Consider the following 19,824-nt stretch of genomic DNA (forward strand, 5'->3'; position numbering starts at 1 on the left):
GGCACCCAGCGTGGCCGCAGAAGCCGCCGCCGTCGCCCTCGCTGTCGTCGCACCGCTTTCGCGTCGCGCCGCACGCCAGAGACCGGCCACCGACGACGTCGTGGTCGAATCTCCCGTCGAGCCTTTCATCGCCGCGACTCCCGAGCCGATCATCGCCGATGTGCCTGCCACGCCGTCGGCCGTCGACACGGCGGAGCAGATCATCGAGATCGTCGTCGGCGATGAGGTCGACGCTGCCCCGGCCGACTTGACGCCGGAGCCGGCGAGTGACCTGCCGCTCGAAGATGACGTCGACGCCTTCGAGCGCGCATCACGAGCTTTCCGCACGGGGTCGATCCCGACGGCCGATTCTTCCGCCACCGCGTTCACCGCGCACAAGTCTGCTGCCGATTCCGCCCAGCCCGAGGCGTCCGCGCATGTCGCCTCCCGTCGCCCGCGCAACTTCCGCAAGGTCGTGGCTGTCGGCGCGAGCGTCGGTGTGATGAGCCTCGCAGGACTCCTTGCCGTCTCCATGACTCTTCCCGCCGAGGCTGTCGCCGCGGTTCAGGGAACCTCGGTCGCGGCCACCTCGCTGGTCTCGGCTGCCGCTTCCGACGCGAAGGGGGCGGCCGACGACGAGATCCAGGCCTTCGTCGCACCCTCGGGCGTCGAGAACGAGTCGCTCGCACGGTCCGACGACTTCAGCACCATCTCGCTGGTCCAGGTCGCTGCCGAGCAGGGCATCAACTACTCGGGCGAGATCTTCACGAATGACCCCGACGCGGCCATCCAGTGGCCCTTCCTGGTCGGTGTCGGCATGAGCTACGGCTACGGCATGCGCAGCGGCCGCCTGCACGAGGGCATCGACTTCGTCCCCGGCGACGGTGCTCCGGTGCAGGCGATCGCCGATGGCACGGTCCGCATCGCGACCGAGCAGGGCGGCGCGTACGGCGTGACCGTCTACATCGACCACGTCATCGACGGGTCGGTCATCACGAGCCACTACTCGCACATGCAGTACGGCTCGCTGCAGGTCAAGGCCGGCGAGACCGTCAAGGTCGGCACGATCGTCGGCAAGACCGGAAACACGGGCCGTTCCTACGGCGCGCACATGCACTTCGAGCTCATCGTCAACGGGTCGACCATCGATCCGATGCCGTGGCTCAACGAGAACGCCGGGCGGACGTCCTACTGACCGGCCCGGATTTCATGAGGACGCCACAGTGATGGTATTCTCGTACGGTTGCCCCGCGAGGGGCAGCACGCCCCGATAGCTCAGTGGCAGAGCACTTCCATGGTAAGGAAGGGGTCGTCAGTTCAATCCTGACTCGGGGCTCGCAGCATTCTTCTCACGCGGACGGATGCCTCGCGGCAGGGTAGCTCAGCTGGTTAGAGCGCACGACTCATAATCGTGAGGTCGCGGGTTCAAGCCCCGCTCCTGCTACAGACGAAAACCCCCGGTTTCCCGGGGGTTTTGTCGTATCGGGCTCGATGGCCGGAGCGGCCTGGCGAGGATCGTGCCGGTCTTGTTCGCGTCATCGGGTCGGGGCTAGATCGCCCTGGCCTGTCGTGGAGGGGCCGAGGTACACTTGAAGCACGGCGGGCAGTAGCCCTCGGAGCCTGGCAGTCTTCCGGACGGTAGACGAGCCAGGCTCACGTGTTTCTACAGGCGGGTGACCCGAGACTCGACGATCGCGTCAACGCGACGGATCCAGTCGCCGCCGTTCGAATAACACCAGGCGACAGCGTCGCTCACCCAAAGCAGCGGGTGCTCGTGCGGCGCGACGTGTCGATACTGCATCTCCGAGGATCCAGCGCGGCGGATCGTGTCGGCGATCAGTCGGCGGTCGGCGCGCTCGAGGGACTCGTCTCGTTCGATGATCAGCTGCGCCACCCCATCGCGCACGGCCTCCTCAGCGAGTGCACCGAGTGACAGGGGCCGCGCCTCCTTGTCCGACCGCTGCTTGACGACCCACACGGAAACCCGCACCTCGAGATCGCACATGCGAGAGAGGATCTGGCGGCGTCGACTGTCACTCTCACTCTTGAAGTGGATGCGTCGCTGACCCGGCTTGCGGAGATCACGCAGCGCTCGTTCGGATGCCTGAACGCCGCCGATTGCAGTGGCAGTGGCGACGACGTAGTACCCGCGGGCCTTCGACTCATCGACGTAGACGCGGTCTGCGGGGCGGAAGGTCACTTTTCCACCGTAGGCGGGACCTCGGACGCATACTGAGAGACAAGCCATATGGTTACAGCTCGCGGCAACCAGCGATCAACCGACACCTATCAGCCCACTGCATGTACGACTCATAATCGTGAGGTCGCGGGTTCAAGCCCCGCTCCTGCTACAGACGAAAACCCCCGGTTTCCCGGGGGTTTTGTCATTTCTGCAGGCCGTCGACCCGCTCGGCGCGGCGGTTACGCAGACGGACGCTGCCCGGCGAAGTCCGGCTGTGCTTCTCCCACGCGTCCGCGGATGAAGAGGATCAGCACGAAGCCGGCGACGATCACGGCGATGTTGCCGAACCCGGCGAATGCCGTGAGTGCACCCTCGGCCGGGTACGCGGTCTGCAGGAAGATGCTCGGGTCGGTGCTCGCGTGCAGCAGGATCGGCGCGATGATCGTCCCGGTGACGCGCAGCGCGAGGTACATCAGGATGCCGAAGGCGAAGGTGTAGATGAGCTGGAATCCGGTCGCCAAGAGGTTCTGCCCGCTGAGCAGGTTGCCCGCGTGCAGCCCCGCGAACAGCGCGGCCGAGATCACGGCCACCACGACCTCGCGGTAGCCCGCCTTCCGCAGCAGGTTCACCACCAGCCCGCGCGTGAGCACCTCTTCGGTGAAGCCGATCAGGAGGCCTGCCAGGAGCCAGGTCGCGACGACGTCGATACCGGCGCGACCGTAGTCGATCGTCGCGAAGCGGAGGACGTTGAACAACAGCACCACCACGACGGCGATCCACATCCAGCCCCTGCCGCGGATCGGCTGCCGGCCGAAGAGCTCCGCCCACCACCCGACCGAGAGGGTGAACGCGGCGAGGATGACGGCTCCGACGAGTTCGGGGAGCACATAGAACACGGCGATGCCCGCCGCACTGCTCGGCTCCTCGATGTTCAGCGCGAGCGGGGTGAATGCCAGCGAGAGCAGCTGGAAGAGGATGAAGTACGCGGCCGTGAGGAGAAGCGCTCGCCACCAGCCGCCCTTCTCCCAGAAGCTCTTCCAGAACGAGGGGGTGGGTGCGGGAGAGGACATGGGGCTCCAGGCGGTGGGGAGGGCCGGCGTGTTCTCGTCAGTTTTGCGCACACCGGTACATCGCGTCCAGCGGGGCGTCTCGGTGCGTCAGCGAGGAGCGCTTCGACCGGCTCCCCGGTTGCGCGTCGGAGGCAGGTGTGGGATGGGGATGGGGCGGGTCGCCCGTGAGGCGTCCTGGAACCGGCGGACGGCGTCGAGGACCTCCTCGGCGGAGCAGTACCGCAGCGCGAGAGGGAGGTCGCGTCGCCAGAGGACTTCGAACTCCGTCGGTGCGTCCTCGAAGATCGTGCAGACCACCCGGCGGTGGTCGCCCTCCGGGTAGTGCAGATCGTGGATCGCCCAATCGGTGTCGCTGACGTGCACCAGGGCGAACCTGCGGTCCGGGTCGTGCTCCATCATTCTCCTACCTGTCCCCACGGTGAAGAATGACCGATGGCGTGGCAGAAGGGGAGGGGCTTGACACCACAGCGCCCTCACCCTTCATCGGAAGGGCGAGGGCGCCGGCGGCGTCAGCGGACGGTCGGACTGGGAGCCGTGTCGGCCGGTCCAGCCTCCGTCGCAGCGAGATCGTTCGGACGGGCGATGCCGCGGTGCTCGGCTTCCAGCCGTTCCGCATCCTCACCGCTGATCGCCTCGCCCCGGGCGACGAGTCCGGCCTGATCCGACAGGGGGATCTGCTTCAGGAACAGCGACAGCACGAGTGCGAGCGCGATGAAGGGCACGAGGTACCAGAACACCGGCGCCAGAGCATCGGCGTAGGCGGTGACGATGCCGTCGCGCACCTCGTCGGGAAGGGTGCTCAACGTCGCCGGGTCGATCGTGGACGCGGCCTGCGATGCGGCATCCGGCGAGGCTCCGGCCCCGGCGAAGACCCCGGTGAGGTTCTCGGTCAGGCGCGTGGTGAAGATCGTGCCGAACACGGCGGTGCCCAGCGACGCCCCCACCTCGCGGAAGTAGTTGTTCGTGCTGGTGGCCGTGCCGAGCTCGCCCGCGGGAACCGCGTTCTGCACGACCAGCACGACGACCTGCATGATGAGGCCGAGCCCGGCGCCGAAAACGAACAGGAACGTGCAGATCAGCCAGATCGGTGTCGAGGCCGACAGGGTGGTCATGGAGACCATCGCGATGCCGGTGATGATCGTGCCGAGGATCGGATAGATCTTGTACTTGCCCGTCTTCGAGATCGCGATGCCCGAGAAGATCGACGTGCCCATGAGGCCCACCATCATCGGGATCATCAGCAGACCGGATTCCGCCGCCGAGGTGCCGGACGACATCTGCAGGAACGTCGGCACGAAGCCGATCGCCGCGAACATCCCGATTCCGAGCACCAGCCCGATCGCGGTCGCGTTCACGAAGATCGGGTTGCGGAAGAGACTGAGCGGGATGATCGGGTCCTTGACCCGCGATTCGGTGATCACGAAGGCCGTCGCTGCGACGATCAGGCCGGCGCCCCAGGCCCAGGTGGCCAGCGAATCCCAGCCGAACTCCTTGTCGCCGCCGAAGTCGGTGAAGAAGATCAGGCAGGTGGTCGCGATGGAGAGGAAGATCACACCGAAGATGTCGATCGGCTTCTCGGCCTTCTTGCTCGGCAGCTTCAGCGCGACCAGCGCGATGATGAACGCGGCGATGCCGACGGGGATGTTGATGTAGAACGCCCACTGCCAGGTCAGGTGGTCGACGAAGTAGCCTCCGAGCAGCGGACCGGCGACAGCGGACAGGCCGAACACGGCGCCGAGCGGGCCCATGTACTTGCCGCGCTCGTTGGCCGGCACGATGTCAGCGATGATCGCCTGCGACAGGATCATCAGACCGCCGCCCCCGAAGCCCTGCAGGGCACGGAAGACGACGAACATCCAGAAGTCGGTGGCGAATGCGCAGCCGACCGAAGCCAGCGTGAACAGGGCGATGGCGACCAGGAACAGGTTGCGTCGGCCGAGGACGTCACCGAACTTGCCGTAGATCGGCATCACGATGGTCGTGGCCAGCAGGTAGGCGGTGGTGATCCAGACCTGGTGGTCCACGCCGCCGAGCTGCCCGACGATGGTCGGCATGGCGGTGGAGACGATGGTCTGGTCGAGGCTGGAGAGCAGCATGCCCGCGATGAGCGCGCTGAAGATGATCCAGATGCGGCGCTTCGTGAGCAGGAAGGGCGCATCCTTCGTGGCGGTGGCGGACATTCAGTGGTCTTTCTGTGACGGTGCGTAGAGAGAGCGGGCGAGGTCGAGGCGTCGCGCGATGAGGTCGCTGAACGGCTCGGTGGAGTGGTGGTGCAGGAGCTGGTCCATGCTCATCCGGACGAGCGCGCCGACGGTGTGCACGATCACCTCGGCGCGGAGTTCGGCGTCGGCGGCATCCGGGGTGCGGCGGACGATCAGCCCCATGTCGCGGCGTTCGTTCTTCGCGAGCTGCTCGAACGCGGCCTTGAGCAGACGCGGTTCCTGCTCGATAACGGCGAACATCGCCGGAGCATCCTCGACCGGGTTGAAGAGCTCGAAGCGGCGGATGGTCAGCTGGATGAAGTCGTCGAGCAGGTCGCCGTGCTGAGAGGCGAACTCCTCCTCGAGGGCCTCCTGACGCGAGTCGATGGTCGTGAACCCGAAGACCGCGTTCTCCTTGCTCTCGAAGTAGTTGAAGAAGGTGCGTCGGGATACACCCACCTCGGCGCACAGCTCTTCGATGGTGAAACCGGCGAAGCCGTGCTCGGAAGTCAGTCGGCGTGCGGCATCGGTGAGTGCGCGGGACGTCTCGCGCTTTCGTTGCTCCCGCAATGAATCTGCACTGTCGCTCATAGAGTGCAATATTGCACTCTGTTCCTTGGAGTGCACTGTGAGCGCTCGCTCTGGGCGATCGGAAAAACGTTCCGATGAATCTGTGACGTTCTCCGCCCGGCATCCGTCCTAGTGGTGTCGCTGCACGGCGACCCGCACTCCGCAGGGGGAACGGACACACGGATGAAGGAGCTCGAGATGGCGAACGTGACCGGCAGCACTCAGCCCAAGACCCAGATCGTCGCACCGCAGCTGGGGGCTGCTGCGGGGAAGACCACGATCGAGGATGCGGTGGTGGCGAAGATCGCCGGCATCGCTGCTCGCGAGGTCAGCGGCGTCTACGCGCTCGGCGGGGGAGCCGCGCGCATGGTGGGGGCGATCCGCGATGCGCTCAACACGACCGACCTCTCGCAGGGGATCAGCGTCGAAGTGGGCGAGACGCAGGTCGCGGTCGACGTGACGATCGTCGCCGAGTACCCGGTCTCCCTGCAGAAGGTGGCGGATGAGGTCCGCGCCGCCATCCACCGCGCCATGGTGGAACTGGTCGGCATGGAGGTCGCCGAGGTCAACGTGACCGTGAACGACGTGCACATCCCCTCCGATGACGAGGGCGACGGCACGCAGGAGACGCGAGTCCAGTGACCGCGTCGGTGATCGGAGCGGCGGCTGCGGCCGCTCTCGCGTTGACCTGGCTGGCCCTGGGCTTCTGGGCCTTCGTGCTCGTGGCCCTGGCGATGCTGGTGGGCGCGGTCGCCGGCCGCATCATCGACGGTCGGCTCGACCTGCGGGCGCTCGCCGCGGTCTTCCGAGGCCGGCGCTCCTCCTCATGACGGTCGACCGCTCATCGCGGACGGAGGAGGGCGTCGTCGTGGGGACGACGACCTTCACCGCCCGCGCGCTGCAGCGGCTCGCCGTCGGCATCGCGCACGACGTCGCCCGGGTCTCGGTCCGCGACGTCGGGGTGCAGTTGTCGGATGAGCACGGTGCGCTGCGGATCGCGGTCACCGTGCCGGTGGCCACGGCGTCGACGAGCGGAAGGAACCTGGTCGAGGGCGGGGAGGACCTTCGCAACGGTCTGATCGACGGCATGCGAGAACTGGCCGGCCGTGAGGTCGGCACCGTGGACGTCCGGTACTCGGGCGTGCGGCGGAGTACCGAGAGGAGAGTGCGATGACGAACGAACAGACGACGTATCGCCGCGTCCTGCGTCGCGAGACGTACACGTCTCGCACGGCCGCGGCGATGGTGGTGGCGTCCATCGGCGCACTGCTCCTGATCGCGCTGCTCGCCGGCGCCGTGTGGTGGCTCGTCGACGGTGGATTCCGTGACGCGGCCGCGCGCCGGCTCGAGGGGATCTCCGTCGGGGTGCAGCAGCCGGCGGTGCTGTTCGGTATCGGTGGGGTGCTCACAGTCCTCGCCGTCGTGCTCCTCGCGCTCGCACTGCTGCCCGGGCGCCGGGCGCGGCGCGCGCGCATCACCGAGCGCACCGCGCTGCTCGTGGACGACGGCGTGATCGCCGACTCGATCGCCGCGGCGGTCGCCCGTCGCGCCGGGGTCGACCGCGGTCGCGTGGCCGTGTTCGTGGGCCGGCGCACGGTCGAGGTCCGCATCACTCCGACCAGCGGCGTGTTCGTGCGGGTGGCCGACGCCGAGGACGCGGCGAACGACATCCTCGCGGGGCTCGGCTTCTCGGCCACCCCGCGCGTCGTCATCGAAGCGCACGGAGTGGTCGCATGAACGCGACGAACCGATTCGTGAATCGCAGCGTGCTCTTCCTCGTGGGCGCGGTACTGCTGGCCGCGGGAGCCGTCGCGCTCGCTGCCGGACTGCTCGCCGCGGGGGAGCCGCCCTCGTGGCTGCGGCGGCCGGCGACCCAGGTCGCCGCCGCGTGGGAATCAGCCGAAGGCTGGACGTGGCAGGCAATGGGCATCGGCCCGGTGTCGATGCCGGTGCTGCTCGCCCTGGCGGCCGCGGTGGTGCTGACGGTGCTGCTGGTCGTGTTCCTGAGCTCCCGCCGACGGGGGCGCTCGAAGACCGTGCTCGACGTCGTCACCGCCACCGGGCGGACGACGGTCGACCGCAACGTGGTCGACGCCGTCCTCACCGAGCCGCTGATCCGGCGACCCGACGTGCTCTCGGCACGCACCGGCACCTACCGTGTCGGCTCGACGCGCGCGGTCGAACTGGCGGTCACCGTGCGTCCGGGGGCCCCACTGGCGACCGTCGTCGCGGCGGCCGAGGCGGCGATCGGCGAATGGGACGACCTGCTGGGGTCCCGCATCCCGATCCTGCTGCACCTCTCGGATCGGCGCTGGCGCGAGGATTTCCGTTCGCCGACCAGGGTGCAGTAGCCGGTCGTGGCGACGATACAGAGCCACGCGCGGACCACGCGCGTGCGGATACGCACCCGACATACGGGTGCGCTGAGGAAAGGAGACGCCATGGGCGCTGAGGACAAGATCAAGGCCGCTGCGGAGAAGGTCGCCGGGAAGGCGAAGGAGGCCGTCGGCAAGGTCACCGGCGACGACAAGCTCGTCGCCGAGGGCAAGACCGAGCAGGCCAAGGGCGAGATCCGCGACACGGCCGAGAACGTCAAGGATGCGTTCAAGAAGTAGCGGGTGCGGGGAGGGACCCGGACGGGTCTCTCCCCGATCACTCCCAGGTCGGTCGGCGAGGATCCGATCCGGTGAGGCGTCCGTTCCGAATCCCCTGGGGGGATCGGATCGAGGGGTGGGGAACAGATGGAAGAGGAACGCTTTCGCAGAGCGCTCGAGCACGCTGACGACGGCATCGTCGCCGGGCGCGCGATGGACGGCGATGTCGAAGCGTTCGCCGTGCTCGTGCGGAGATACACGCCGATGATGCGCGCGTACACGCAGCGGATGCTGAACGCCTCGGCCGATGTCGATGACATCGTGCAGGAGTCCTTCGTCACCGCATGGCAGCGGTTCGGCGAGCTCGACGACCCGTCGAAGGTGAAGAGCTGGCTCATGCGGATCGTGGGCCGCAAGGCGGTGGATCGCATCCGCGCGACGCGACCGGTCGTGGACATCGACTCCATCGACCGCCCCGCGCCGCTGCATGCCTCGCCGTCGACGGTGGTCGAGGTGCGCGCCGGAGTCGCCGCGGTCGGTGCGGCGCTCCGGGAGCTGCCCGACGCGCAGCGCGAATGCTGGGTCCTGCGCGAGATCGGCGGCTACTCCTACGAGGAGATCGCGGAAGAGCTCGACATCCCCGTCTCGACCGCGCGCGGCCTCCTCGCGCGGGCTCGGAAATACATGATCGTACGGATGGAGGAGTGGCGATGACCGACGAGAGAGACGTCCCCGAAGTCCGCCGTCTCGGTCTGGAACCGAGCGATCTCGACGGGCACACGCTCGACGAGCTCACCGACTACCTCGAAGCGGGACGACAGCCCTCCGACCGCTCGATCGACGAGTCGCCCGGATGTCAGCTGGCGCTGGACGCACTCGAACGACTGCACGGCCTGGGTGCAGAGCTGATGGCCGCCGAGACCGCAGCGGAACCGGAGGTCGATGCGAGTTGGGTCGACCGCATCCTCAGCGGCATCGCCATGGACGCGCGCTCGGGCAGACGCATCCCGTTCGATGCCCCGGATCCGTCGACGGATCTCGGGATCACGGAGGGTGCGGTGCGCGGACTCATCCGCGCGACCGAGAGCACTGTGCAGGGACTGCTCATCGGGCGCTGCCGCCTCATCGGCGACGTGACCGTCGCGGATGCTCCGATCCGTGTGGAGATCGACGCCAGCGCGCTGCACGGACAGCCGATCCCCGTGATCGCGGATCGGCTCCGGATCGAGGTCGATCGGGCACTTCGCGCACACACCGAGTTGAACGTCGTCGCGATCGACATCGCGATCCGGGACATCAGGGAGGTGTCGTCATGGACGCAGGAGAACTGACGGCGGCGGATGAGCGTGCGGCGCTCGCCGCCGCGATCGAGGCAGCGGTGCGGGCGACTCCTGGTGTCCGCAGCATGTACCGCTCCGGCTCGCTCATCTCCAACCTGCTCCGTGCGGGCGCCGCGGCGCTCGGCGGGCGACAGGAGGACGAGCCGCTCGTGTCGGTCGCTCCCGTGGGCGACGGCGTCGCGGTGGAGTCGTCGATCGGGGTGGACTCCGACGCGAGATCGGCGGATGCCCTTCGCGCCGCGCACGTCGCGATCGAGGCTGTGCTCGAGGCGCGCGGGCTCCGGCGGGACAGCATCACCCTGACGGTCGTGCACGTGCAGTCCGCCGAGGCGGCGCACGCGGGGTGAGGCGGCGGGTGCCGCTCGTTCCTGGGTGAGGGGAGCGGCACCCGCCGAGTGCACGGCGATCAGGCGACGGTGCGCAGTCCCTCCACGAGCGGGGTGGTGGGGCGTCCGATCAGGCGCGCGAGCGTTCCGTCGGTCTCGGCCAGGGCGCCATCGCGGATCCCGGCATCGAGAGCTGCGACGAATCCGGCGGTTCCCTCATCCAGACCGGCTTCACGGAGCGCCGCGAGCTGATCGTCGAACGAGACCGGGACGAAAGTGACCTCGCGCCCCGTGACCTCGGAGAACGCCGAGGCGAGATCGCTGTAGGTCCAGGCGACGTCGCCGCCGAGCTCATAGACCTCGCCGACGTGTCCGTCTTCGAGCGCGACGACCGCCGCAGCCTCTGCGAAGTCCTTGCGACTGGCCGAGGCGACCCGCCCGTCACCGGTGCCGGCGGTGAGCACGCCGGTCTCGGCGGCGCGAGCGAGGTCGGCGGCGTAATTCTCGGTGTACCAGTTGTTGCGGAGGATCACGGAGGGGAGTCCCGCGGCGGCGATCAGCTCTTCCGTCGCCTTGTGCTCGGGCGCCAGGACCAGGTCGCTGGTGGTCGCCTTCGGCGCGCTGGTGTAGACGAACTTGGAGACCCCGGCGGCCTTCGCGGCGTCGATGACAGCCTGGTGCTGGGCCACGCGCTGCCCGACCTCGGACCCCGATACGAGCACGACGGTGTCGACGCCCTCGACCGCCGCGGCCACCGAGGCGGGGTCGGTGTAGTCCAGACGCACGACGCGGACGCCGAGGTCGGCCGCCTTGGCAGTGTCGCGTGCCCCGGCGACGATCGACTGCGCGTCGGCTCCGCGCTCGAGCAGGCTGGCGATGATGAGGCGTCCGAGATTGCCGGTCGCGCCGGTGACGAGGATGGTCATGAGGGTCCTTTCGTAGGTGACACCCTCGACAACCTCGCGACGGGCAGCGCGCATTCCGCCCTGACGGTACCCACTTTGAAGTAAGGTACCCACATGACGGTTAGTTTCGCGCAGATAAAGGAATCCACGCCGTTCGTCTTCGAGCAGAACTGCGGCACGCGGGTCGTACTCGACCACATCATGAGCAAATGGGGCGTGCTCGTGCTCTCGTGCCTCTCCGACGGCACGCTCCGCTGGGGCGAGCTGCGCCGCGAGGTCGACGGCATCAGCGAGAAGATGCTCGCCTCCACACTGCGCACCCTCGCCGACGACGGTCTCGTGCATCGGGAGTCGCTCCCGACGGTGCCCCCGCATGTCGAGTACAGCCTGACCCCGCTGGGCCGCGATCTCATGGAGCGGATGCTGCCGTTGATGGAATGGGTCGCCGACCATGCCGACGGGATGCTCGGAAGGGTCTGAACCTGCGGATTCCGTCGCCCATCGCGCTGTCGGCTGCGGATTCGGTTGGCGAAAGAAACCATTGACGCGATAACCGCGGTGGCTCTACTGTTCTGACATGGCAGCAACGACGCCGATTCATCTGGAACGACCCGACGGCAAGGGTCTGGCTGCGGGGACGCTGGGACTCTGGGGGTCGACCGTCATCGGTCTGGCCTCGACGGCCCCGGTCTACTCGCTCGTGGCGACGCTCGGCTTCGTGGTGCTCGCCGTCGGTGCGCAGGCACCGATTGCCTTCATCATCGCCTTCGTCCCGATGCTCCTGATCGCCTTCGCGTATCGAGAGCTCAACAACGCGGTGCCCGACTGCGGCACCACCTTCACCTGGGGGACCAAGGCGTTCGGTCCGTGGGTGGGGTGGATGGGCGGCTGGGGCGTCGCGGTCGCGGGCATGGTCGTGCTCGCCAACCTCGCGCAGATCGCCTCGGTCTACTTCTGGTCGCTGATCGGACAGGACCTCGAGAACAACGACTGGCGCGTCGTCGTCGTCGCCGTGCTCTTCATCGCGGCGATGACCTGGGTCAGCTGGCGCGGTGTCGAGATCGGCGAGCGCATCCAGAACATCCTCCTCGGCATCCAGTACCTCGCGCTCGCGATCTTCGTGGTGACCGCGCTGTGGCAGTTCTTCGCCGGCACCGCCCCGAATCCCACGCCGTTCTCGTGGGAGTGGATGAACCCGTTCGCGTTCACCGACTGGTCGGGCTTCACCGAGGCCATCCTCCTCGCGCTCTTCATCTACTGGGGCTGGGACACGTGCCTCGCCCTGAACGAGGAGACCAAGGACCCGAAGCGCATCCCCGGCCGCGCCGCGCTGCTGACCACGGTCATCCTGCTGTTCACCTATGTCGCCGTGACTATCGCGGCCATGATGTACGCCGGGCTCGGTGAGGACGGCACGGGGCTGGGCAACGAGGCGAACGCCGACGACTTCTTCCTTGCGATCAAGGACGGGCTGCTCGGGCCGTTCGGCTGGGTGCTGGTCGTGTCGGTGATCATCTCGGCGATCTCGTCGACGCAGACCACCATCCTGCCGACCGCCCGCGGCACGCTCGCGATGGGCGTGTACCGCGCCCTGCCGGCGAAGTTCAAGGATGTGCACCCGACCTACAAGACCCCGTCGTTCTCGACGATCGTGATGGGCGTGGTCGCCTCGGTCTACTACATCGGCATGACGCTCATCAGCGACAACATCCTCCAGGACTCGATCCTCTCGCTCGGCCTCGCGATCGCCTTCTACTACGCCATCACCGGCTTCGCCTGCGTCTGGTACTTCCGCAAGGACCTGACCGCCTCGCCGCGGGAGTTCTTCTTCAAGGGGCTCTTCCCGCTGCTGGGCGGGCTCATGCTGACCTGGGCATTCGTGCAGTCCGCGATCGACATGTGGGACGTCGACTACGGGTACACGGTGCTGTTCGGCATCGGCGGCACGTTCGTGATCGGCGTCGGCTCGCTCGCGTTCGGTCTGGTACTGATGTTCGTCTGGTACCTGTTCCCGCGGTCGAAGCGGTTCTTCCGCGGCGAGAGCCTGAACCGGGAGACCCAGGTGATGGTGCCGGATGAGCCGTCCGTCACGATCCGCTCGATCGACGGCGGCATCTGAGGTCGCCTCGGGCACGTCTGCGGACGTGTCCTAGGCTTGCTCCGTGCGCATCCGGCTCGACATCGCCTACGACGGCACCCACTTCCGCGGGTGGGCGAAGCAGCCGACGCTTCGCACGGTGCAGGGCACTCTCGAGGCGGCGCTCGCGCGGATCGTGGGGTCCGACGTGCAGTTCGTCGTCGCCGGTCGCACCGACGCCGGCGTGCATGCCAGCGGTCAGGTCGCGCACGTCGACCTGGACGAGAGACAGTGGGCGCGGATCGAGGCCAGGCAGGGACGGGCGCCGCTGGCTCCTGCGGAGACGATCGCCGGTCGCATGCGCGGCGTGCTCGGCGCCTACTCCGACGTCACCGTCACGAAGACGTCCATCGCTCCCGAGGGCTTCGACGCCCGCTTCTCGGCGGTCTGGCGGCGCTACCGCTACCGTCTCGCCGATGCGCAGGCCGGATTCGACCCGCTGCGCCGGCACGACACGACGAACATCCGCGGGCGTCTCGACGAGCAGGCGATGGATGCCGCGGCGCGCAGCCTCATCGGACTGCACGACTTCGCGGCGTACTGCAAGCCCCGCGACGAGGCGACGACCATCCGCACTCTGCTCGACTACCGCTGGGAGCGCGACGCCGAAGGGGTTCTCGTCGCCGAGGTCAAGGCCGACGCGTTCTGCCACAGCATGGTGCGTGCGCTCGTGGGCGCGTGCGCGGCCGTGGGGGAGGGGCGCCTCGACGTCGAGGACCTCGTGGTGCTGCGCGACGCCCTGACGCGCACCAGCGAGTTCAAGGTGCTGGCGGCCCGAGGGCTCATCCTCACCGAGGTCGGGTACCCCGCCGATGAGCTGCTGTCGGCACGAGCGGAGCAGACGAGGGCGCGTCGTGACGGTGTGAGCCGTCTTCGCGATCCGGAGCCCGACCACAGCCTGGGCGAGTAGCGTGGAACGGTCATGAAGGTCATCTCCTATAACCTCCAGAAGCATCGCGCGGCCGGAGAACTCGCGGCCCTCGTCGGCGAGCACGACCCCGACATCCTGTGCCTGCAGGAGTGCGACGTTCCGGAGCTGCCCGCAGAGATCGGCGACCTCGTGCTGGCGGATGCGACCCAGGGCAACCGGCTCGGACTCGCGCTGTTCTACCGATCGAGCACCTACCACCTGCAGTCGATCCGCACCCTCGGGCTGAAGAAGTCGCTGCACGACCGCATCGCGAAGCCCGCTCACGAGCGTGTGCTGGGGGCGCGGCTGCGCGACATCGACGATGCGCAGGATTTCATCGTCGCCTCCTTCCATGCGGCCCCGCTGACGGCGCTGAACTCGCTGCGCCGGCACCAGATCCGCGCAGCGCTCAGCGAGCTCGCGACCCTCGGCGAGGGACTGCCGCAGCTCATGGTCGGCGACTACAACTACCCGATCTTCAAGGAGAACCTCGGTCAGGCGGTGCGCGACCACGGTTACGCCCTCTCGCTCAGCGACGACCACACGTACACCCGCTACCGCGTGTTCCGCGGGCACTACGACTTCGCGACCTCGGCCGGCTTCGAGATCGAGCGCATCACGACTCTGCCGCAGGGGTCGAGCGACCACCGCCCGATCCTGGTCACGGTCAAGCCCGACTGACTCGACCCTCGTCCGCTCCGGTCGCACTTGCTGCCGCTCTCAGCCGCCGACAGCGGCAGAAAGTGCGACCGGAGCGAGCCGAGGGGGGGGCGGGTTTGGGCATCCGCGCCCGGTGGCGTATGATTTCCCTTTGGTGCCTTTCCCGTCCGCGGGAGAGCGCATCGTCCGAACGTGAGCCCTCCACTGGCGTGTTCCTCCCTGTCGGGAAGAACCACCCCGGAGTGGGATTCACGAACTTCTCCGTTCGACACAAGAAAGCAGCACTATCGTGACGCGCACTTACACCCCCAAGGCTGGCGAAGTCCAGCGCGATTGGGTCGTCATCGACGCCACCGACGTCGTTCTCGGCCGTCTGGCTTCGCACGCCGCTACGCTCCTGCGTGGCAAGCACAAGCCGACCTTCGCCAACCACATCGACTCGGGTGACTTCGTCATCATCGTGAACGCCGACAAGGTCGCGCTCACCGGTCAGAAGCTCCAGAAGAAGCTGGCCTACCGCCACTCGGGTTACCCGGGCGGCCTGAAGTCGGTCACCTACGCCGAGCTCCTCGAGAAGAACCCGGTCCGCGCTGTGGAGAAGGCCATCCGTGGCATGCTCCCCAAGAACAGCCTCGGCCGCCAGCAGCTGACCAAGCTCAAGGTGTACGTCGGTGCCGAGCACCCGCACGCCGCGCAGCAGCCGCAGACGTACACCCTCGACCAGGTCGCCCAGTAAGCGCCGTAAAGACTTAAGGACATACTCGTGGCTGACATCCAGGACACCACCGAAACCCCCCAGAACTTCTCGACGTCGACTCCCGAGACCGACGTGGTCGAGGCGGCTCCCCGCCCCGTCCTCAGCGTCCCGGGTGCCGCTGTCGGCCGTCGCAAGCAGGCCATCGCCCGCGTGCGCATCGTCCCCGGCTCGGGCACGATCACGGTCAACGGCCGCACGATCGAGGACTACTTCCCGAACAAGCTGCACCAGCAGCTGATCAACGACCCGTTCACGGTGCTGAACCTCGCGGGTGCGTACGACGTCATCGCGCGCATCTCCGGTGGTGGCCCCTCGGGTCAGGCCGGCGCGCTCCGTCTCGGCATCGCTCGTTCGCTGAACGGCATCGACGAGGAGAACAACCGTCCGACCCTGAAGAAGGCCGGCTTCCTCTCGCGCGACGCTCGCGTCAAGGAGCGCAAGAAGGCCGGACTCAAGAAGGCCCGTAAGGCGCCTCAGTACTCGAAGCGTTAAGGTCCACTGCTCCGATGCCGATCTTTGGCACGGACGGCGTGCGAGGACTTGCCAATGGCATCCTCACCGCCGACCTGGCGCTCACCCTGGCCCAGGCGACTGCTGTCGTCCTGGGCCAGGGCCGTACTGCGGAGGCTCGCAAGGCCGAAGGCAAGCGACTCACCGCAGTGGTCGCCCGGGACCCTCGGGTCTCTGGACACTTCCTGACGTCGGCCGTCTCGGCCGGTCTCGCCTCCTCGGGAGTCGACGTGCTCGAGGCCGGTGTCATCCCGACCCCGGCCCTGGCGTTCCTCGTCGCCGACCGTGACGCCGATTTCGGCGTGATGATCTCGGCGTCGCACAACGCCGCTCCCGACAACGGCATCAAGATCTTCGCCCGTGGGGGCCGCAAGCTCCCCGATGAGGTCGAGCAGCGCATCGAAGAGGCGATGTCCGGTGAGATGCTGCGCCCGACCGGCGCCGGCGTCGGCCGCGTCGACCGCTTCTCCGACGCGGAGGACCGCTACGTCGTGCACCTCCTCGGCTCGCTGCCGAACCGTCTCGAGGGCATCCACGTCGTGCTCGACTGCGCCCACGGCGCGGCATCCGGCGTCTCGCCCGAGACGTTCCGCGATGCGGGCGCCGAGGTGACCGTCATCGGGGCCGACCCCGACGGCTGGAACATCAATGACGGCGTCGGCTCGACTCATCTCGACAACCTCGCCGAGGCCGTCGTGCGTCTGGGGGCCGACATCGGCATCGCCCACGACGGCGACGCCGACCGCTGCCTCGCTGTGGACGCCGAGGGCAACCACATCGACGGCGACCAGATCATGGCGATCCTCGCGGTCTCGATGAAGGAGCGCGGACGCCTCACCGACGACACGCTCGTCGCGACCGTCATGAGCAACCTCGGCCTGCACGTCGCGATGCGCGAGCACGGCATCACGGTGCGTCAGACCGCCGTCGGTGACCGCTACGTGCTCGAAGACATGAACGAGGGCGGATACGCGCTCGGCGGCGAGCAGTCCGGTCACGTCATCATGAGCGAGTTCGCCACCACCGGTGACGGCATCCTCACGGGGCTCCACCTGGTGGCGGAGATGGCACGACAGAAGAAGTCGATCGCCGGGCTCGCATCGATCATGACGGTGTACCCGCAGGTGCTCATCAACGTGCGCGACGTCGACAAGGATCGCGTCGCCGACGACGAGGTCGTGCAGCAGGCGGTGCGCGACATCGAGAGCGAGCTGGGGGAGTCCGGTCGTGTGCTGCTGCGCAAGTCCGGCACCGAGCCGCTCGTACGCGTCATGGTCGAAGCCGCGGATGCGGAGTCGGTGCACGCCTACGCCGGACGTCTGGCAGAGGTCGTCCAGGACCGCCTCGCGCTCTGACGCTCGCAGAACCTCGAACCGGCCGGTCGCTGATCTCAGCGGCCGGCCGGTTCTCTGTCTTCGGAGCGTCGCCGAGCTGCGCGGTCAGGGCGCCGCGCAGATGCGGTATTGGCCGGCGTCGACGAGGGTCTCGGTCGCGCAGGGCCGAGTGGTCAGCCGGGGCGCGTCGGCCATGGCGGGAGCGTCGAAGAGCCCGACGTGCGCACCCGTCAGGACGATCGGCGCGACCGCGTACCCCCAGGGCTCCGCAGCCAGCCATTCGATGTCGTTCGCCTCGACCCATGCCGTGAGCGGCACGAGGGCGACCCGCTGGCTCTCCAGCGTGGTGCGGGGCTCGTACGTCGACACGACGTGGGCCACGCCGCCGCCGGCGATGATGGCGGCCAGTGCCGACGCGGCGACGACGCCGATGACACGGACGCCCTTGCGGCGCGGCAGGGCGGCCACGGCCCACAGAGCGACCGCGGCGATCACGGGGAAGAACGCCAGGATGCCGGGTGCGGGGTGTCGCACCCACAGCGGCAGTCGGGAGGCGGTGGCCCACCAGCCCACGAACGCGAGTGCGCCGACGATGGCCGCCAGAGCGTAAGCGATCACGATCCGGTCGGCGGCGCTCGCGTCACGCCAGCGCAGCACGATGCCGGTGATCGCGAGACCGAGGGCGATGACCGCTCCGATAACGGCGAGGAAGCCGGGCAGCGACCACGAGTCCGCCAGTGTGCCGAGCTTCTGCACCACGGTGGTCGCGGCGTCGCCCTGACCCCCGGTGCGGAGGAAATGACCGAAGTCGCGCAGGTGCTGCACGAAGCCGCCGAGGCCCAGCGACAGCAGCGCGCCGAGCTCCAGGAGCAGCGTCGGCACGGCGGCCAGCAGGAGGGGCAGCCACGACCGCCGGAGGGTGTCGCGCACGCGGGCCCAGCCGGTGCCGTCGGAGAGCACCCACAGGGCGATCGCGAACGCCGGCAGTGCGAGGGCGGCGATGAGCTTCGCCTGGATCGCGAGACCCACGAGGAGGCCGGCCAGCCAGGCGCGGCGGGGAAGGAGCGTGAGGGCCCAGACGAGGAGCGCCGCCGCGGGGATCTCGCCCAGCAGGTCGGCGGGGCCCTGGATGGGGGAGAACCCGGCGTCCGCGGTGAACGCCAGGGGGACGGTGACAGCGAGTAGAGCTGCCCAGCGTCCGCCGATGCGCCGTCCGATCACGGCGAGCCCGGCGAGGAGCGCCACCCAGAAGGCCAGAGGGACCAGCCGTGCCGCCAGCACCGGGTCCATCCCGGTCGCGAGGAGCGCGGCGACGGGCAGGAGCACGACGGGACCGGTCGAGATGCGCGGGTCGAAGGGTGTGATGGTCGACCCGGAGAGGGCACCGTCGCTGGAGTATCCGAGACCGTCGAGCAGGTTGAGCGGGACGGTGAGGTTGAAGGCCTCGTCCTCCCAGAAGCGCCAGACGAAGAGGCTGTGCCACGCGACGATGACGTGCCCGATCAGCAGGGCGACTGCCGCCGCCCAGAACACGATCGTGCGTGCTCGCGTCATCGCGCGACGGTCTCCGGTCGACGGATGTTGCGCAGGGGAGCGGAGGGCCGCAGTGAGAGCGTCCACGCCTCGACGAGGGCGACGCGCACGAACCGGCGCAGGCGCTTCGGCGGCAGGGTGACGGCGTTCCCGCGCCCCCACATGGTGCCGGTGGTCGATTCTCCTCGTCGGGGGATGCTGGCCACACGGAGGTAGCGCACGGTGAAGCCCGCGCGGGCCTCGGCGAGGGAGAAGTGCACGTGCGGCACCGTGGCGTCGGCCGGGGTCGCGTCGACGAGCAGTCGCAGCGCGTCGGGGCGGTAGGCGCGCAGCGGCGTGTTGACGTCGGGGATGCGTCGTCCGGCGGCGAGGGCGATCAGCACGCCGACCGCGCCCGTGAGCACTTTGCGATACCAGGGGTCGGTGCGACCGTCGCGCACGCCGTGGACGACATCGGCATCCTCGGTCGTGAGCGCGGTGATGAGCCGGGTGAAGTCGCTGCCGTAGAACTGTCCGTCGCCGTCCACGTGCACCAGCACGTCGGGGTCGGCGGCGAGTCCGGCGCGGTAGGCCGAGAGCGCGGTCGGGCCGTGACCGCGGTTGAGGGGCTGCACCTCGACGGTGACGTCGGCGACGCCGTCGAACACCGAAGCCGTGGCATCCGTGGAGCGGTCGTCGGCGACGTGGAAGGTGACGCGGTCGGCCAGGGGAGACACGCAGTCGCGGATCTCGTCGATGAAGCCCCGGATGCCTTCGACCTCGTTGTAGGCGGGCATGACGACGGCGAGGTGGCGAAGGGTCACAGGGTCCTTGGGG

25 protein-coding genes and 2 tRNA genes are annotated in these 19,824 nt (G+C 68.4%); 19 read left to right on the forward strand and 8 right to left on the reverse strand.

The window, feature by feature from the left end; genetic code table 11:
• The first annotated feature begins 10 nt into the window (after positions 1-10).
• The 3 genes from AC6CHX_RS12160 to AC6CHX_RS12170 all read left to right on the forward strand — a co-directional run bounded on the left by AC6CHX_RS12160 (position 11) and on the right by AC6CHX_RS12170 (position 1,423).
• The gene (locus tag AC6CHX_RS12160; protein ID WP_452326067.1) at positions 11-1,174 is read left to right on the forward strand and encodes a M23 family metallopeptidase; all 1,164 of its coding nucleotides are present in this window, start codon (positions 11-13) and stop codon (positions 1,172-1,174) included.
• A 69-nt stretch (positions 1,175-1,243) separates the two neighbouring features.
• Positions 1,244-1,315: transfer RNA gene (locus AC6CHX_RS12165), tRNA-Thr, on the forward strand.
• Positions 1,316-1,349: 34 nt separating this feature from the next.
• Positions 1,350-1,423, forward strand: a tRNA-Met gene (locus tag AC6CHX_RS12170).
• Between the two features lie 219 nt (positions 1,424-1,642).
• Here AC6CHX_RS12170 and AC6CHX_RS12175 read toward each other — a convergent pair.
• From AC6CHX_RS12175 to AC6CHX_RS12195, 5 genes are all read right to left on the reverse strand, one after another.
• A complete protein-coding gene (locus AC6CHX_RS12175; protein WP_498273033.1) occupies positions 1,643-2,179 on the reverse strand; it encodes a hypothetical protein in 537 nt (178 codons plus the stop codon).
• Positions 2,180-2,400: 221 nt separating this feature from the next.
• Positions 2,401-3,231 (reverse strand): CPBP family intramembrane glutamic endopeptidase, encoded by an 831-nt coding sequence (locus AC6CHX_RS12180; protein ID WP_498273034.1) that lies wholly within the window; start codon positions 3,229-3,231, stop codon positions 2,401-2,403.
• An 87-nt stretch (positions 3,232-3,318) separates the two neighbouring features.
• Positions 3,319-3,630: a hypothetical protein gene (locus tag AC6CHX_RS12185; RefSeq protein ID WP_240745129.1), complete on the reverse strand. Its 312-nt coding sequence runs from the start codon at positions 3,628-3,630 to the stop codon at positions 3,319-3,321.
• Between the two features lie 110 nt (positions 3,631-3,740).
• Positions 3,741-5,411, reverse strand: coding sequence for an MDR family MFS transporter (locus AC6CHX_RS12190; RefSeq protein ID WP_498273035.1), 1,671 nt, complete (start codon positions 5,409-5,411; stop codon positions 3,741-3,743).
• A complete protein-coding gene (locus tag AC6CHX_RS12195; protein WP_498273036.1) occupies positions 5,412-6,023 on the reverse strand; it encodes a TetR/AcrR family transcriptional regulator in 612 nt (203 codons plus the stop codon). It abuts the gene before it with no gap.
• A 177-nt stretch (positions 6,024-6,200) separates the two neighbouring features.
• Between AC6CHX_RS12195 and AC6CHX_RS12200 the strand changes: the two genes are divergently transcribed.
• From AC6CHX_RS12200 to AC6CHX_RS12240, 9 genes are all read left to right on the forward strand, one after another.
• On the forward strand, positions 6,201-6,644 hold the full coding sequence (locus tag AC6CHX_RS12200; protein ID WP_498273037.1) for an Asp23/Gls24 family envelope stress response protein: 444 nt from the start codon (positions 6,201-6,203) through the stop codon (positions 6,642-6,644).
• The gene (locus AC6CHX_RS12205; RefSeq protein WP_136042901.1) at positions 6,641-6,832 is read left to right on the forward strand and encodes a DUF2273 domain-containing protein; all 192 of its coding nucleotides are present in this window, start codon (positions 6,641-6,643) and stop codon (positions 6,830-6,832) included. Before AC6CHX_RS12200 ends, AC6CHX_RS12205 begins: the two co-directional genes overlap by 4 nt.
• Before the next feature lie 38 nt (positions 6,833-6,870).
• Positions 6,871-7,176, forward strand: coding sequence for a hypothetical protein (locus tag AC6CHX_RS12210; protein WP_498273038.1), 306 nt, complete (start codon positions 6,871-6,873; stop codon positions 7,174-7,176).
• Positions 7,173-7,739 (forward strand): hypothetical protein, encoded by a 567-nt coding sequence (locus AC6CHX_RS12215; RefSeq protein ID WP_498273039.1) that lies wholly within the window; start codon positions 7,173-7,175, stop codon positions 7,737-7,739. Before AC6CHX_RS12210 ends, AC6CHX_RS12215 begins: the two co-directional genes overlap by 4 nt.
• Positions 7,736-8,353, forward strand: a complete 618-nt coding sequence (locus tag AC6CHX_RS12220; protein ID WP_498273040.1) for a hypothetical protein — start codon at positions 7,736-7,738, stop codon at positions 8,351-8,353. The genes AC6CHX_RS12215 and AC6CHX_RS12220 overlap by 4 nt, the downstream gene beginning before the upstream one ends.
• 90 nt (positions 8,354-8,443) lie before the next feature.
• Positions 8,444-8,617 carry a CsbD family protein gene (locus AC6CHX_RS12225; RefSeq protein WP_136042862.1) on the forward strand — a complete coding sequence of 58 codons (174 nt, stop codon included), beginning with the start codon at positions 8,444-8,446 and terminating at the stop codon, positions 8,615-8,617.
• 126 nt (positions 8,618-8,743) lie between these two features.
• Positions 8,744-9,310, forward strand: coding sequence for an RNA polymerase sigma factor (locus tag AC6CHX_RS12230; RefSeq protein ID WP_136042861.1), 567 nt, complete (start codon positions 8,744-8,746; stop codon positions 9,308-9,310).
• Complete coding sequence (locus tag AC6CHX_RS12235) at positions 9,307-9,927, forward strand: Asp23/Gls24 family envelope stress response protein (RefSeq protein ID WP_498273041.1); 621 nt, start codon at positions 9,307-9,309, stop codon at positions 9,925-9,927. The genes AC6CHX_RS12230 and AC6CHX_RS12235 overlap by 4 nt, the downstream gene beginning before the upstream one ends.
• Positions 9,909-10,283: a hypothetical protein gene (locus AC6CHX_RS12240; RefSeq protein WP_498273042.1), complete on the forward strand. Its 375-nt coding sequence runs from the start codon at positions 9,909-9,911 to the stop codon at positions 10,281-10,283. Before AC6CHX_RS12235 ends, AC6CHX_RS12240 begins: the two co-directional genes overlap by 19 nt.
• A 59-nt stretch (positions 10,284-10,342) precedes the next feature.
• On the opposite strand, the gene AC6CHX_RS12245 is transcribed toward AC6CHX_RS12240, so the two are convergent.
• On the reverse strand, positions 10,343-11,188 hold the full coding sequence (locus AC6CHX_RS12245; RefSeq protein ID WP_498273043.1) for an SDR family oxidoreductase: 846 nt from the start codon (positions 11,186-11,188) through the stop codon (positions 10,343-10,345).
• 93 nt (positions 11,189-11,281) lie between these two features.
• Here AC6CHX_RS12245 and AC6CHX_RS12250 point away from each other — a divergent pair, with 93 nt between their 5' ends.
• The 7 genes from AC6CHX_RS12250 to glmM all read left to right on the forward strand — a co-directional run bounded on the left by AC6CHX_RS12250 (position 11,282) and on the right by glmM (position 17,496).
• Complete coding sequence (locus AC6CHX_RS12250; RefSeq protein ID WP_498273044.1) at positions 11,282-11,647, forward strand: winged helix-turn-helix transcriptional regulator; 366 nt, start codon at positions 11,282-11,284, stop codon at positions 11,645-11,647.
• Positions 11,648-11,744: 97 nt separating this feature from the next.
• Entirely contained in the window at positions 11,745-13,286 is a 1,542-nt protein-coding gene (locus AC6CHX_RS12255) for an APC family permease (protein WP_498273045.1), read from the forward strand.
• A 43-nt stretch (positions 13,287-13,329) separates the two neighbouring features.
• Positions 13,330-14,214, forward strand: coding sequence for a tRNA pseudouridine(38-40) synthase TruA (gene truA, locus AC6CHX_RS12260; protein WP_452326053.1), 885 nt, complete (start codon positions 13,330-13,332; stop codon positions 14,212-14,214).
• 12 nt (positions 14,215-14,226) lie between these two features.
• Entirely contained in the window at positions 14,227-14,895 is a 669-nt protein-coding gene (locus tag AC6CHX_RS12265) for an endonuclease/exonuclease/phosphatase family protein (protein WP_136042854.1), read from the forward strand.
• A 268-nt stretch (positions 14,896-15,163) separates the two neighbouring features.
• Positions 15,164-15,610 carry a 50S ribosomal protein L13 gene (gene rplM, locus AC6CHX_RS12270; RefSeq protein ID WP_029261158.1) on the forward strand — a complete coding sequence of 149 codons (447 nt, stop codon included), beginning with the start codon at positions 15,164-15,166 and terminating at the stop codon, positions 15,608-15,610.
• Positions 15,611-15,637: 27 nt separating this feature from the next.
• Positions 15,638-16,123: a 30S ribosomal protein S9 gene (gene rpsI / locus AC6CHX_RS12275; protein ID WP_017828210.1), complete on the forward strand. Its 486-nt coding sequence runs from the start codon at positions 15,638-15,640 to the stop codon at positions 16,121-16,123.
• Positions 16,124-16,137: 14 nt separating this feature from the next.
• A complete protein-coding gene (gene glmM, locus AC6CHX_RS12280; protein WP_498273046.1) occupies positions 16,138-17,496 on the forward strand; it encodes a phosphoglucosamine mutase in 1,359 nt (452 codons plus the stop codon).
• 84 nt (positions 17,497-17,580) lie between these two features.
• Here glmM and AC6CHX_RS12285 read toward each other — a convergent pair whose 3' ends face one another.
• Positions 17,581-19,029 (reverse strand): glycosyltransferase family protein, encoded by a 1,449-nt coding sequence (locus AC6CHX_RS12285; protein WP_498273047.1) that lies wholly within the window; start codon positions 19,027-19,029, stop codon positions 17,581-17,583.
• Positions 19,026-19,811 carry a glycosyltransferase family 2 protein gene (locus AC6CHX_RS12290; RefSeq protein WP_498273048.1) on the reverse strand — a complete coding sequence of 262 codons (786 nt, stop codon included), beginning with the start codon at positions 19,809-19,811 and terminating at the stop codon, positions 19,026-19,028. Before AC6CHX_RS12290 ends, AC6CHX_RS12285 begins: the two co-directional genes overlap by 4 nt.
• Positions 19,812-19,824: the final 13 nt, after the last annotated feature.

It is taken from the genome of Microbacterium sp. GQ128 (assembly GCF_059758615.1).

Bases quoted from the DNA above. Each gene is read 5' to 3' on its own strand.
- AC6CHX_RS12180 (WP_498273034.1), bottom strand. From the start codon at position 3,231: ATGTCCTCTCCCGCACCCACCCCCTCGTTCTGGAAGAGCTTCTGGGAG.
- AC6CHX_RS12185 (WP_240745129.1), bottom strand. From the start codon at position 3,630: ATGATGGAGCACGACCCGGACCGCAGGTTCGCCCTGGTGCACGTCAGC.
- AC6CHX_RS12190 (WP_498273035.1), bottom strand. From the start codon at position 5,411: ATGTCCGCCACCGCCACGAAGGATGCGCCCTTCCTGCTCACGAAGCGC.
- AC6CHX_RS12195 (WP_498273036.1), bottom strand. From the start codon at position 6,023: ATGAGCGACAGTGCAGATTCATTGCGGGAGCAACGAAAGCGCGAGACG.
- AC6CHX_RS12200 (WP_498273037.1), top strand. From the start codon at position 6,201: ATGGCGAACGTGACCGGCAGCACTCAGCCCAAGACCCAGATCGTCGCA.
- AC6CHX_RS12215 (WP_498273039.1), top strand. From the start codon at position 7,173: ATGACGAACGAACAGACGACGTATCGCCGCGTCCTGCGTCGCGAGACG.
- AC6CHX_RS12220 (WP_498273040.1), top strand. From the start codon at position 7,736: ATGAACGCGACGAACCGATTCGTGAATCGCAGCGTGCTCTTCCTCGTG.
- AC6CHX_RS12225 (WP_136042862.1), top strand. From the start codon at position 8,444: ATGGGCGCTGAGGACAAGATCAAGGCCGCTGCGGAGAAGGTCGCCGGG.
- AC6CHX_RS12230 (WP_136042861.1), top strand. From the start codon at position 8,744: ATGGAAGAGGAACGCTTTCGCAGAGCGCTCGAGCACGCTGACGACGGC.
- AC6CHX_RS12235 (WP_498273041.1), top strand. From the start codon at position 9,307: ATGACCGACGAGAGAGACGTCCCCGAAGTCCGCCGTCTCGGTCTGGAA.
- AC6CHX_RS12240 (WP_498273042.1), top strand. From the start codon at position 9,909: ATGGACGCAGGAGAACTGACGGCGGCGGATGAGCGTGCGGCGCTCGCC.
- AC6CHX_RS12245 (WP_498273043.1), bottom strand. From the start codon at position 11,188: ATGACCATCCTCGTCACCGGCGCGACCGGCAATCTCGGACGCCTCATC.
- AC6CHX_RS12250 (WP_498273044.1), top strand. From the start codon at position 11,282: ATGACGGTTAGTTTCGCGCAGATAAAGGAATCCACGCCGTTCGTCTTC.
- AC6CHX_RS12255 (WP_498273045.1), top strand. From the start codon at position 11,745: ATGGCAGCAACGACGCCGATTCATCTGGAACGACCCGACGGCAAGGGT.
- AC6CHX_RS12265 (WP_136042854.1), top strand. From the start codon at position 14,227: ATGAAGGTCATCTCCTATAACCTCCAGAAGCATCGCGCGGCCGGAGAA.
- glmM (WP_498273046.1), top strand. From the start codon at position 16,138: ATGCCGATCTTTGGCACGGACGGCGTGCGAGGACTTGCCAATGGCATC.
- AC6CHX_RS12285 (WP_498273047.1), bottom strand. From the start codon at position 19,029: ATGACGCGAGCACGCACGATCGTGTTCTGGGCGGCGGCAGTCGCCCTG.